Annotated in this window: 11 protein-coding genes; all 11 read left to right on the top strand. The window is 64.1% G+C overall.

From position 1 onward, the window contains the following. Positions 1–74: 74 nt before the first annotated feature. The 11 genes from C2L71_RS08235 to rsfS all read left to right on the top strand — a co-directional run bounded on the left by C2L71_RS08235 (position 75) and on the right by rsfS (position 12,182). Positions 75–1,418, top strand: coding sequence for a glutamine synthetase family protein (locus C2L71_RS08235; RefSeq protein WP_103265289.1), 1,344 nt, complete (start codon positions 75–77; stop codon positions 1,416–1,418). 33 nt (positions 1,419–1,451) lie between these two features. After that, the gene (locus tag C2L71_RS08230) at positions 1,452–2,123 is read left to right on the top strand and encodes a winged helix family transcriptional regulator (protein WP_103265288.1); all 672 of its coding nucleotides are present in this window, start codon (positions 1,452–1,454) and stop codon (positions 2,121–2,123) included. A 387-nt stretch (positions 2,124–2,510) separates the two neighbouring features. Then, positions 2,511–5,138: a DNA polymerase I gene (gene polA, locus C2L71_RS08225; protein WP_103265287.1), complete on the top strand. Its 2,628-nt coding sequence runs from the start codon at positions 2,511–2,513 to the stop codon at positions 5,136–5,138. A 311-nt stretch (positions 5,139–5,449) separates the two neighbouring features. Next, positions 5,450–5,953: a 50S ribosomal protein L21 gene (gene rplU / locus C2L71_RS08220; protein WP_103265286.1), complete on the top strand. Its 504-nt coding sequence runs from the start codon at positions 5,450–5,452 to the stop codon at positions 5,951–5,953. 18 nt (positions 5,954–5,971) lie between these two features. Then, positions 5,972–6,223 carry a 50S ribosomal protein L27 gene (gene rpmA, locus C2L71_RS08215; protein WP_103265285.1) on the top strand — a complete coding sequence of 84 codons (252 nt, stop codon included), beginning with the start codon at positions 5,972–5,974 and terminating at the stop codon, positions 6,221–6,223. A gap of 152 nt (positions 6,224–6,375) precedes the next feature. Continuing rightward, a complete protein-coding gene (gene obgE, locus C2L71_RS08210; protein WP_103265284.1) occupies positions 6,376–7,770 on the top strand; it encodes a GTPase ObgE in 1,395 nt (464 codons plus the stop codon). 14 nt (positions 7,771–7,784) lie between these two features. After that, the gene (gene proB / locus C2L71_RS08205) at positions 7,785–8,927 is read left to right on the top strand and encodes a glutamate 5-kinase (protein ID WP_103265323.1); all 1,143 of its coding nucleotides are present in this window, start codon (positions 7,785–7,787) and stop codon (positions 8,925–8,927) included. 147 nt (positions 8,928–9,074) lie between these two features. Further along, the gene (locus C2L71_RS08200; RefSeq protein ID WP_103265283.1) at positions 9,075–10,352 is read left to right on the top strand and encodes a glutamate-5-semialdehyde dehydrogenase; all 1,278 of its coding nucleotides are present in this window, start codon (positions 9,075–9,077) and stop codon (positions 10,350–10,352) included. Next, a complete protein-coding gene (gene nadD, locus C2L71_RS08195) occupies positions 10,352–11,035 on the top strand; it encodes a nicotinate-nucleotide adenylyltransferase (protein ID WP_103265282.1) in 684 nt (227 codons plus the stop codon). Before C2L71_RS08200 ends, nadD begins: the two co-directional genes overlap by 1 nt. Then, a complete protein-coding gene (yqeK, locus tag C2L71_RS08190; protein ID WP_239926527.1) occupies positions 11,032–11,712 on the top strand; it encodes a bis(5'-nucleosyl)-tetraphosphatase (symmetrical) YqeK in 681 nt (226 codons plus the stop codon). Before nadD ends, yqeK begins: the two co-directional genes overlap by 4 nt. Beyond that, complete coding sequence (gene rsfS, locus C2L71_RS08185) at positions 11,709–12,182, top strand: ribosome silencing factor (protein ID WP_244946745.1); 474 nt, start codon at positions 11,709–11,711, stop codon at positions 12,180–12,182. The genes yqeK and rsfS overlap by 4 nt, the downstream gene beginning before the upstream one ends. Positions 12,183–12,336: the final 154 nt, after the last annotated feature.

Raw genomic sequence — 12,336 nt, 5'->3', positions numbered from 1 at the left:
GCAGCGCTCACTCTGCGCCGGTAACGAAACGGAAACATCGCAGGGTATAATGGACTTGAGAGAAAGGATGTGCGATGACCTCAAGCCCTCAACAGGATTTCGTACTCAAAACCATCAAGAGCCGCGATGTTCACTTCGTTCGCTTCTGGTTCACTGATGTGCTCGGCCTCATGAAATCCTTCGCGGTCATTCCAAGCGAACTGGAGGGCGCGTTCGCCGACGGCATGGGCTTCGACGGAAGCTGCATCGAGGGCTTCTGTTGCACCCAAGAGTCCGATATGCTGGCTTTTCCTGATGCCTCGACGTTCCAGGTGCTGCCGTGGCGTCCCGAATCCAACGCGGTTGCGCGCATGTTCTGCGACATTCGCACCCCGGACGGCCGTCCCTTCGAGGGCGACCCGCGCCAGGTGCTGGCGCGTGCGGTGGACAAGGCGCGGGACAGGGGCTACGTATTCAACGTGGGGCCGGAGCTGGAGTTCTACTACTTCAAGGACGCCGGCGGCACCGAGGTGCTCGACCGAGGCGGGTACTTCGACCTCACGAGCCTCGACTACGCGAGTGATCTGCGCCGCGATACGGTGCTCACGCTGGAGAAGATGGGCATTCCCGTGGAGTATTCCCATCACGAGAACGGGCCGTCGCAGCACGAGATAGACCTGCGCTTCGCCGATGCGCTCTCGATGGCCGATGCGGTGATGACTTACAAGCTAGCGGTGAAGGAGATAGCGCTCAAGCACGGTGTGTATGCCTCGTTCATGCCGAAGCCCTTAGCGGGCGCGCCGGGCAGCGGGATGCATGTGCATCAGAGTCTTTTCGATCTTGACGGGCGCAATGCGTTCTTCGATCCCGATGATCCGCAGGGCTACCGCCTCTCGAAGGTCGCCAAGCATTACATAGCGGGCCTCTTGAAGTACGCCCCCGAGTTCTGCGCGGTTACGAATCAGTATGTGAACTCCTACAAGCGGCTCGTCTCGGGAGGGGAGGCGCCCACGTACCTGTCGTGGGCAAGCCGAAACCGCTCGACGCTCGTGCGTATTCCAGGCTATCGACCAAGTCGCGAGGATGCCTGCCGGATCGAGCTGCGCAGCCCCGATCCGGCCGCGAACCCCTACCTCGCCTTTGCCGTCATGCTCGCGGCGGGCTTACAAGGTATCGAGGACGAGCTGGAACTCCAGGAACCGACCGAGGATCAAGACCTGTTCGCGCTTTCGCGCCAGCAGCTTCGGGAGCAGGGGATCGAGACGCTCCCAGAAAGCCTGGGCGAAGCGGTGGAGCTGTTCGCCGAATCGGAGCTCATGCGCGAAACGCTGGGCGATCACATTCACTCCTATCTCGTGGCGGCCAAGCGCGCCGAGTGGAATGAGTACCAAGGTAACGTGAGCGCGTGGGAGCGCGAACGTTATTTGGCGGTGCTCTGATATGCGCCGGGAAGAGGGGGCGGAGGCGCCGACATGAGGAAATCGGTCATGTTCGTTGCGGACAGCCTGGACAACGCGCACAAATTCCAACATGTCCTCGCAAGCTTGGACGTGGATGTATCGGCCGGATCGTCTTCTCAGCTCAAGAAGCTGCTGGCACAGCACCCCGGCTATGATCTCGTCATTTACGAGGCGTGCGGTGGGGCGCCGGGCTGCGTCGCGCAAGCGGAGTCGCTCCTTCCCGAGGATGGTTCCGCAGCGCTGCTCATAATCGTGAACGAGGAGCAGTTGGCCGAGTTCCGGTTGCCCGTACAGGCGAGGAGCGATTTCGTGGTGCGCGGAGCCGGCGAGGCTGAATGCGCCGCCCGTATCCGCCAGCTTCTCTGGCCTGGCAACGAAGGCTCCGCTTCCGATCTCGTGGCCGTCGACTCCATGACCATCAACCTGGCCACGTACCAGGTGGCTGTGGCCGGCGAGCCTTTGGACCTCACGTATTTGGAGTACGCGCTTCTCACGTTTCTCGTGACCCATCCTGGCCGTACGTACTCGCGCGACGCGCTGCTGCGTCGCGTGTGGGGTTTCGATTACTACGGCGGCAGCCGTACGGTCGACGTCCACGTCCGTCGTGTCCGCGCCAAGCTGGGCCCCGATCTTTCCCAGCACCTGGAGACGGTCCGCGGTGTCGGCTACCTCTGGAGCGCCTAGAGCCGCCGGTTGAAGCGATGCGAGCCTATGCCCTGCACGCGAGCCGACCCTTCGGCAGGGTCTTCTCGCAACGTTCCCCGCAGCAACGTGGCCCCGCAGGTTGAATCCCCTCCACCAAGGCGTCGAGCGAGTTGTCGTCGCCGACGGTCGGTTTTCGCATGCAGCGGGATTACCGCGGCTCGGTGTGAATCTTTCACGGAGATGCAAGCAGCTTCGGGGGCGCGCCCGCGCGCCCGAAGCGCGTTTCGCACGAGCCAAAACGCCCGGTGGGCGTTTTACGCGAGCAGGACTGTCCGAGCGGCTGGGCGCGGCCGCACTTCTGAAGCGGGCGGCTTGCTTGCGCTATACTGATCGGTTGAAACCCAAGCCGACGGAGGACCTCGCCCCATGCCGAAGAAGATCGCCGTCATCGACGGCAACTCGCTCATGCACCGCGCCTACCATGCCGTTCCTTCAACGATGAATGCGCCCGACGGTCGTCCGACCAACGCCGTGTTCGGGTTTCTTGCCATGTTGCTGAAGTTCATCGATTCTGAAAACCCCGATGCTCTCATCTGCGCGTTCGACGCGGGCCGGCCGGAGTTTCGCATGAAGGCGCTCGAGCAGTACAAGGCGCAGCGCCCGCCTATGGACGATGATCTCAAGGTTCAGTTCCCCATTATCGAGGAGCTGCTCGAGGCCATGAACGTGCCCGTTGTTCGCGTGAAGGGCTGGGAGGGCGACGACGTGCTGGGCACGGTCGCAAAGCGCAACGAGGCGTTAGGCTACGAAACGCTCCTCGTCACGGGCGACAAGGACGCCTATCAATTGGCCAGCGGCCAAACCCGCATCGTCACCACGAAGAAGGGCATCACCGACGTGGCCGTGTACGGGCCCGCGGAGGTGGAGGAGCGCTACGGCGTGCGCCCCGACCAGTTCATCGATTTCCTCGGCCTCAAAGGCGACTCGTCCGACAACATCCCCGGCGTGCCGGGTATCGGCGACAAGACGGCTGCAAAGCTGCTGCAGACATACGGGAACCTTGAAGGCATCTACGAGCATGTGGACGAGCTCAAAGGCAAGCAGAAAGAGAAGATGGTCGACAACAAGGATATGGCGTTCCTGAGCCGTGACGTGGCCACCATCGTCTGCGACCTCGACTTTCCGCTCGACCTTGAAGGGTGCAGCTTCCCGTCGTTCGATTCCGATGTCGTGACGGAGGCATTCAAGAAGGTCCAATTCAACTCCCATCTCAATCGCGTACTGAAGCTCGTCGGCAAGGAGCTGGAAAAGAAGGTGGCGTCGCTTTCGGTCGAGCCGGTCGTGACGGGACAGGCTGCCGACGAGCTTGTGGACGCCGCTCTCGCACGGGGCGAGCGACTCGGCGTCTCCATCGTCGAGCCTAAGCAGGTCTCACTGTTCAGCGCGGGGCTGCACTGCGCGGTCGGCACGAGCGAGGGCACGGCTCTGTTCGAGGACGAATCCGGACGCGAGGCCGTTGCTCGCATCGTCCGCGGCGGCCGGTTCGCCGCACTCGATGTCAAGCAGACGGTGCACTGCGTCTACCCGGCAGACACGGCCGAGACCGCGCTCGTGGACGATGCGGACCTCATGGGCATGGACGCGTTCGATCTCAGCCTTGCGGCGTACGTTCTCGATTCGTCTGTGGCCGATTACACCTTCGACGCGCTGCTCGGCGTCTACTGCGACGGCGTCCTTCCCGAGTCGAAGGGAGATGCCGACATGGCCGCGATCCAGGCCGCGGCTGCGCGTATGCTCGCGCAGCCGCTGGCAGAGGCGCTCGACGCCGACGGTACGAGGGACGCCTACTTCGACATCGACCTGCCCCTCATCGGCGTGCTCGCCATCATGGAGCGCACCGGAGCATCCATCGATTGCGACCACCTGGCCCGCCTCGGTGCGAGTACGCAAGTCGAGCTCGACGATCTGAGCGGCCGCATCTACGATCTGGCCGGTGAAGAGTTCAACATCGACTCGCCCAAGCAGCTCTCGCGCGTTTTGTTCGAGGAGCTGGGGCTCAAGCCCCTCAAGAAGAACCAGCGCGGCTACTCCACCGACGCCGCCGTCCTCAAGGAGCTGGCAAAGGAGCATGAGCTGCCTTCGCTCGTGCTGCGCTACCGCGAACTTGCCAAGATCAAGTCCACCTACATCGATGCGCTGCCGCGCATGCGCGGGGCCGACGGTCGCGTCCACACCTGCTTCAACGAGACGGTGACTACCACCGGGCGGCTGTCCTCCTCGGATCCCAACCTGCAGAACATCCCCGTGCGCACGGACTTCGGCCGTCAGATCAGGGCCTGCTTCGTTCCGCTCGCGCCGGGCCAGAAATTCCTGTCAGCTGACTACTCGCAGATCGAGCTGCGCCTCCTCGCTCACCTCTCCGGCGACGAGCATCTCGTCGCCGCATTCTGCTCGGGCGCGGACTTTCACGCAAGCACTGCCGCCCGCGTCTTCGATGTTCCCGTCGAAGAGGTGTCGCCTCAGCTGCGCAGCCGGGCGAAGGCCGTGAACTTCGGCATCGTGTACGGCCAGCAGGCATTCGGATTGTCCCAGAGCCTCGGCATTTCCTTCGCCGAGGCAAAGGAAATGATAGAGCGCTACTTCGAGGCCTATCCGGGCGTTCGAGCATACTTGGACGATACGATCGTTCAGGCGAAGGAGCACGGCTATGCCGAGACGATGTTCGGCAGGCGCCGTCATATTCCCGAGCTGCGCTCGGGCAACGCGGTGCAGCGCGGCTTCGGCGAGCGCACGGCTATGAACCATCCCATGCAGGGAAGCGCGGCCGACATCATCAAACTCGCGATGACCGAGGTCCAGCGTCGCCTGATGGCGGGCGGCTTCGAGGCCAAGCTGCTGCTGCAGGTTCACGACGAGCTGGACTTCAGCGTGCCCGAGGCGGAGATTGAGCCGGTCTCGGCGCTCGTGAAGGATGTCATGGAGCATGCTGCCGTCCTGCGCGTGCCGCTCGATGTGGACATATCGTTCGGCGACACCTGGGCCGAATCCCACTAGGGGATTCATCTGCCATCCAAGACGGTTTCGTCCCGATGTTGATCGCGGACGGGGCAGCCGGATAGGCCGGCGCTGGTCGAGAACGCGGGCGGTGGGACGCGTTTGCGATGAAACGGTGAGAAACGGGGCTTTGCGCTCGTATATGCATGCAGGTCTGGTACCATGATTCGGCCCGAAGCAGAGGAATTGCACAGGCTAGGGAAAATCACGGAGCATGCTTATTGACAAGCATGTCCCTTCGCTGATAAGATATCGCCTTGCGTTTTCCACTCCCCTCGGGAGTTCGGATAGATAAAAATGAGGAGACATTCATGTACGCAATCGTGAAGACGGGTGGCAAGCAGTACAAGGTTGCCCCCGGGGACAAGCTGAACATCGAGAAGCTCGACGCCGAGGTCGGGGCGAAGGTCGAGCTCGACGCCATCTGCGTCGTCGACGGCTCTAAAGTCGAGGCCGACCCTGCGAAAGCAGCGGCCACGAAGGTGGTTGCCGTCATCCTTGAGCAGTTCAAGGGCGAGAAGCAGCTCGTGTTCAAGTTCAAGAAGCGCAAGAACTACAAGAAGCTGCGCGGACATCGCCAGCAGCTGACGCGCATCGAGATCGAATCCGTCGGTTCCGCCAAGGCCTCCAAGCCCGCTGCGAAGAAGGCCGCCGCAAAGAAGGCGGACGAGGTCAAGCCCGCTGCTGATCAGGCGGAGAAGGCGGATGCGAAAAAGGCTCCGGCCGAGAAGAAGCCGGCCGCCAAGAAGCCTGTCGAGAAGAAGCCGGCTGCCAAGAAAGCCGACGAGAAGCCTGCGTCGGACGACGCCGAGTAAGCAAGGGAGGGAACCACCATGGCTCATAAGAAAGGTCTCGGGTCTACCCGCAACGGCCGCGACTCCCACGCACAGCGTCTCGGCGTGAAGATGTTCGCCGGCCAGACGGTCAAGACGGGCAACGTCATCGTCCGCCAGCGCGGCACGCATTTCCATCCGGGCGAGAACGTCGGCCGCGGCAAGGACGATACGTTGTTCGCGTTGTGCGACGGTACGCTCGAGTTCACGCGCGGCGTCAAGCGCAAGATTCACGTGCGCCCCGAGGCGTAGGATACATCCCGTCTCACGACTGCTACACCTTGTCTGTTTTTGCATGCCCCCTGCTCGCTAGGGGGCATGTTTCGTATACAATCCAAGGTGCCCTGTTCAACCTGAAAGCTGGCGCCAACGAAAAGGCGCTACGAAATACGAGGTTCGATCACGTGTTCATCGATAAAGTACGCATTCATGTTCGAGGCGGCGACGGCGGCGCAGGTTGCATGTCGTTCCGTCGAGAGGCGCACGTCCCGAAGGGCGGTCCCGACGGCGGCGACGGCGGCCATGGCGGCAACGTGGTCGTCGAGGCCGATGCCAGCCTTTCGTCGCTGATAGAATACCGATTCAAGCACCACTTCAAGGCGGATCGCGGCACGCACGGCAAAGGATCGCGCATGCACGGCGCGACGGGCGAGGACCTTGTCCTGAAGGTGCCGGTGGGCACGGTCGTGCGCGAGTACTTCGAGGAGGAGAGGGAAACGGGGCAGCTCATCGCCGACCTCACGCATGACGGCGAGCGCATCGTCGTCGCCGAAGGAGGCATGGGCGGGCGCGGAAACATCCACTTTGTCACGCCCACGCGCCGCGCGCCGGCCTTCGCCGAGCTGGGGGAGCCGGCGCAGGAGCGCTGGATCGAGCTCGAAATGAAGCTCATGGCCGACGCCGCGCTCGTGGGCATGCCATCGGCCGGCAAATCTTCGCTCATCGCGCGTATGAGCGCCGCCCGTCCGAAGATTGCAGACTATCCGTTCACGACGCTCGTGCCTAATCTCGGCGTGGCGCGCTCGGGCGATTACAGCTTCGTCATTGCCGACATCCCCGGGCTTATCGAAGGCGCGCATGAGGGGCGCGGCCTCGGGCACGAGTTTCTGCGCCATATCGAGCGAACGGCGCTTATTGTGCAGGTGGTGGACTTGACGGGAGACTATGAAGGGCGCGATCCGCTCGAGGACTACGAAGTTATCAACCGCGAGCTCGCGCTGTACGCCGATGAGCTGGCGGCGCGACCGCGCATCGTCGTGGCGAACAAAATCGACGCGCCCGGCTCCGACGAAGCGGCTGATCGGCTTGCGAAGCGTGTGCATGAGGATTCCGTGGCGGCGGCTGGAGGCGACGAGTTCGGGCCGAGTCCCATCGATCCGAAGCTCTACCGCGTGAGCGCGCTCACAGGCGAGGGTGCGGATGGATTGAAGGCCGCAATCGCCACAAAAGTGCACGAGCTTCGAGAGGCTGCGCGCGCCGATGCCGAGAACGACGTGCAGTACGACCATGTGTGGGAGCACCGGCGCCGGGAGCGCGATCGCCGGTTCGATGTGGCGAACCTGGGCGGAGGCGTGTTCCGCGTATCCGGCCCGCAGGTGGAACGCATGGTGGTGCAGACGGACTGGGAGAACGAAGAGGCTGTCGCCTTCCTCCAGCATCGTCTCAAGCGGCTCGGTGTGGAGACGGCCCTTGAGAAAGCGGGAGCGGTGGACGGCGATGAGATACGCATCGTTGGGCGTGCGTTCGAGTTCGAATCGGCCCGCACGGCCGACGACATGTTCAAGGAGCTCGACCTGTGACGAAAGACAAGACGATGGCTGCGGGCGCTGCAGGCTGCGGGTGCGGCAGGCGCCTCGTCGTGAAAATCGGCTCGTCCACGCTCACGACTTCGGAGAGTTCGATTGACTACGCGTATTTGCAGACGGTTGCCGACCAGATAGCTTGCGTGAAGGCGGCCGGTTGGAAGCCGATCGTCGTGACGTCGGCCGCCATCGCCTGCGGCCTGGAGGCTCTTGGGATCGATCGGCGCCCGAAGGACATGCCGAGCCTCCAGGCGGCGGCGTCGGTCGGGCAGAGCGCGCTCTCCGCAGCGTATGCGCGGGTGTTCGCAACGCACGGCATCGTCACCTCGACCGTGCTGCTCACGCGCCGGGACACGGCCGATCGGCGCGCGTATCTGCACGCGCGGGACACGTTCGACCGCCTGCTCGATCTGGGAGTGGTCCCCATCGTCAACGAGAACGACACCATTTCGGTGGAGCAGATCCGCTTCGGCGACAACGACACGCTGGCCGCGCTCGTCGCCTGCCTCGTGGAGGCTGATCTTATGGTGATCCTCTCCGATATCGAGGGTCTCTACGACGCGAACCCGCATTTCCATTCCGACGCGAAGCTCATCGCGCGGGTGAACGCCATCGGGCCGGACATCATGGCGGTGGCCGGCGAAGCGGGCACCACGGTGGGCTCGGGGGGCATGATCACCAAGATCAAGGCCGCCCGCGTGCTCATGGTGGCGGGCATTCCTCTGGTCGTGTGCAACGGGCGCCGTGCGGGCGCCATCGTGGATGCAGCGGCGGGAGAGGATGTGGGCACACGGTTCACGGCGGTGCGCAAGCCACATGAGATCACGCCGAAGAAGCTGTGGATCGCGCTCGGCGACGCGGCGCGCGGCGCGCTTGTGGTGGATGACGGGGCGAAGACGGCGCTCACGTGCAAGGGCAGCTCGCTCTTGTCGGTGGGCGTGCGCGCCGTCGAGGGACGATTCGACGCGGGGGACATCGTGGACATCAAGGACGGGTCGGGTCATCTCTTCGCACGCGGCAAGGTATCGTTCGCGAGCGACGAGGCGGCGCTTGCTATCGGCCGCACGCGGGCCGAGCTGCAGGCGAACCGTCTGCTCGCAAGCTTGGCCGACAAGGCGCTCGTCCACCGCGACGAGCTGGTTGTGTTCGAGTGAGCGGTTCCGCTGGCCTTGCGGGTAAGCACAACGCATCGACGTTGAGGGCCGTTCTGGCGTCCGATAGGCACCAGATCTCTCTCGCTGATGTCGAAGGATCTGTGGGTTGATTTCGCGCTTTGTGCGAATGGGAAGGAATGTGGTTGCATGGCTGAGAAGACCGTGCGCGAAGAGGTGCAGCGCATCGCTGAGGAAGCGCGCGCGGCAAGCGGGGCGCTCGCGCAGACGAGTGCTGAGGAGCGCAACGGAGCGCTTGCTGCCATGGCGGCCGCGCTCCGGTCGCATGCGGAAGAGATTATTGCAGCGAACGCGCTCGATATGGAGGCGGCGCGGAAGGCCGGTACGAAGGAGAGCCTACTCGACCGTCTCATGCTCGACAAGGGGCGCGTCGAGGCCATGGCGGCCGCGCTCGAGGATCTTGTTGCGCTGCCCGATCCGCTCGGGCGGGTGCAGGATGCGCGCACGCTGTCGAACGGCATCGAGCTCGAGCGCGTGAGCGTTCCGTTGGGCGTGGTGGCCGTCGTGTACGAGGCGCGCCCGAACGTGACGGCCGATGCGGCCGGTATCTGCCTGAAGTCCGGCAATGCGGCGGTGTTGCGCGGCGGAAGCATGGCGGCGCACTCGAACGAGGCCGTCGCTCGCGTACTCGCCGACGCTGCTGCGAGTGCAGGCATGCCGCACGGCTGTGTCGGTCTTGTTGCATCCACTGAGCGCGCTGCGGCTGACGAGCTCATGCAGCTGCACGGCGTGATCGACGTGCTCATCCCGCGCGGAGGAGCCGGCCTCATCCGTCACTGTGTGGAGACGTCGAAGGTGCCGGTCATCGAGACGGGCACGGGCAACTGTCATGTGTACGTGCATGCTTCGGCCGACTTTGACAAGGCGCGCGCCATCATCGTGAACGCGAAATGCCGCCGCCTGGGCGTGTGCAACGCGGCCGAGACGCTGCTTGTGGACGCGACGGCGGCCGAGGGCTTCCTGCCCGCTGCGCTTGCCGGGCTGGCGGCCCGCGGCGTGACGCTGCATGCCGACGAGCGCGCATCCGCCGTCGCTGCGGCCCGCGGTATCGAGACGCAGCCTGCGACCGAGGACGATTGGGCGACCGAGTACCTCGCGGCCGACTTGGCCGTGCGCGTGGTCGACGGCGTGGACGAGGCTATCGATCATGTGAACCGTTATGGCACGAAGCACTCCGAGGCCATCGTGGCCGAGGACGAGGCCGCGTGCGAGGCCTTCCTCGCGCGCGTCGATGCGGCGGCGGTGTACGCGAACGCGTCGACTGCCTTCACCGACGGCGGGCAGTTTGGCCTCGGCGCCGAGATAGGCATCTCCACGCAGAAGCTGCATGCGCGGGGGCCGTTCGCGCTTGACGCGCTCACGTCGTACAAGTACGTCCTGCGCGGCTCGGGGCAGGTGCGCGCGTAGTGCCGGTCATCAGCGAGAGATTCGACGATTTGGGCAGTGACGGGAAGCCTGCGCGCCTCGGCATCATGGGCGGGACCTTCGATCCCATCCACACGGGCCACCTTGCCTGCGCCGAGCAGGCGCGCGAGGCCTACGACCTCGACGCGGTGGTGTTCGTGCCCGCCGGCAACCCGGTGTTCAAGAAGGACCGCGCGGTGTCGTCGGGCGCCGACCGGCTCGCCATGTGCCGGCTCGCCGTGCTCAGCAACCCCGCCTTCGACGTGAGCGCTGTGGAAATCGAGCGCGGTGGCGATACGTTCACGGTGGACACGCTGCGCCAGATGCGCGCCCATTACCCGGACAACGTGGAACTGCGCTTCATCACCGGGGCCGATGCCGTGTACAACATCGTGAAATGGCGCGAGAGCGCCGCCATCGCCGATCTGGCGCGGCTCATCGCGGTCACCCGTCCTGGCTACGTGCTGTCCGAGGAGCGCCGCGCGCTCATCGCCGCGCACGGCCGCTTCGTCATCGACTACCTCGAGGTGACGGCGCTCGCCATCTCGTCGAGCGATCTGCGTGCGAGGGTGCGCGAAGGGAAATCCATTCGTTATTTGACGATGCAGCGGGTGCTCGACTATATTCAGAAGCATGGGCTGTACCGCGAAAAAGGAGCGGGCGGCTGTGTGGAAGGAGCGCGATGACTGCGATGGATGGGAAGGCGAGCCAGGCTGAGCCCGTTGGGGGCGCACCTGCTGACGATGCCCTTTCGGACACGTTCTTGAACGCGCGCGAGGAAGATCTGAAGAAGCGGCTCAAGAGCCGGCGCTTCGAGCACGTGCTCGGCGTATCCGAAACAGCGGCTTCGCTCGCCAAGGCCTACGGTACCGATGTCCGCAAGGCGCGGTTGGCCGGTTTGCTGCACGACTGGGACAAAGACTTCGATGACGCTGGCATTCGCGCCCGTGCGCGCGAGCTGGGCGTTGACGCCGAAATCGAGCCCTATGTGTTCGACAGCATGCCTCGTCTGCTGCACGGACCCACGGCTGCAGCGGCGCTCCGGAAGGAGTTCCCGTGCATTCCCGATGATGTGCTCCAGGCGGTCGCGCGTCATACCGCTGCCGCGATCGGGATGAGCGATCTTGACATGATCATTTACATCGCCGATGCTATCGAGCCTTCTCGGCGGTTCGAAGGTCTTGAACGACTGCGCGCGGCGGCGGGAACGGTGCCGCTCGAAGAACTGTTCATGATGACGTTCAATCACATCCTGCTGACGCTTGTCGAGCGTCGGCGACGCCTGCACCCGGCAACCGTCGAGGTGTGGAACCACTATGTGAGCCGGTCGCGCGAAGCGGCAGGCGGGAAAGGAACAGCGTGAGCGAAACCAGTACCGAGCAGTATCCGACAGTGACGACGGGAGCCGAAGCGATCTGTTCGTCAGAGCCAACCTCAAGGGAATGCGCCCTCATTGCGGCGCGCGCGGCTGATGAGAAGAAAGCCACCGATCTCATGGTGCAGGAAGTCGGCGATCTCATCGGCGTGACGGACTACTTCATCATTGCGACGGCGGCGAACAGTCGTCAGGTGGATGCCATCGTCGACGAGATCGAGGAACAGCTGCGCGTGCAGGCACATGTCAAGCCGCTCCATCGAGAGGGGACGCAGGATGGCACCTGGTCGCTGCTCGACTACGGGAGCTTTGTCGTGCACGTGTTTCAGCCCGAGACGCGCGAGTACTACCGTCTTGAGGCCCTTTGGAACGACGCGCCGGTCGTCGACCTTGCGGCCGAGGCGGGCCTGACCGGGCTTGAGTACTCCGATCGCATCTCCAAGTTGTTGAAGCGATAAGCTCGGAATCTACCTGCGGCGGGCCGGAGAGGAGGCGGTTCTCGCGACTGTCGGTTCGCTTCCAGGATCGTGCAAAGAGCCTCCTCTCCGCTCGCCGGGTTGACCGGGCTTTCTTGGGATCCTGAAAGAGCGTGGGGCTTTGGCCGACCGTCGC

It is taken from the genome of Enteroscipio rubneri (assembly GCF_002899715.1).
GTDB lineage: Bacteria > Actinomycetota > Coriobacteriia > Coriobacteriales > Eggerthellaceae > Enteroscipio > Enteroscipio rubneri.
Note: the sequence above shows the minus strand (reverse complement) of the source record. Positions and strands in the feature narration are given on the sequence as shown.

Coding starts and splice junctions, on each gene's coding strand:
- C2L71_RS08230 (WP_103265288.1), top strand. CDS start 1,452: ATGAGGAAATCGGTCATGTTCGTTGCGGACAGCCTGGACAACGCGCAC.
- yqeK (WP_239926527.1), top strand. CDS start 11,032: ATGACTGCGATGGATGGGAAGGCGAGCCAGGCTGAGCCCGTTGGGGGC.
- C2L71_RS08235 (WP_103265289.1), top strand. CDS start 75: ATGACCTCAAGCCCTCAACAGGATTTCGTACTCAAAACCATCAAGAGC.
- proB (WP_103265323.1), top strand. CDS start 7,785: ATGGCTGCGGGCGCTGCAGGCTGCGGGTGCGGCAGGCGCCTCGTCGTG.
- rplU (WP_103265286.1), top strand. CDS start 5,450: ATGTACGCAATCGTGAAGACGGGTGGCAAGCAGTACAAGGTTGCCCCC.
- polA (WP_103265287.1), top strand. CDS start 2,511: ATGCCGAAGAAGATCGCCGTCATCGACGGCAACTCGCTCATGCACCGC.
- rpmA (WP_103265285.1), top strand. CDS start 5,972: ATGGCTCATAAGAAAGGTCTCGGGTCTACCCGCAACGGCCGCGACTCC.
- C2L71_RS08200 (WP_103265283.1), top strand. CDS start 9,075: ATGGCTGAGAAGACCGTGCGCGAAGAGGTGCAGCGCATCGCTGAGGAA.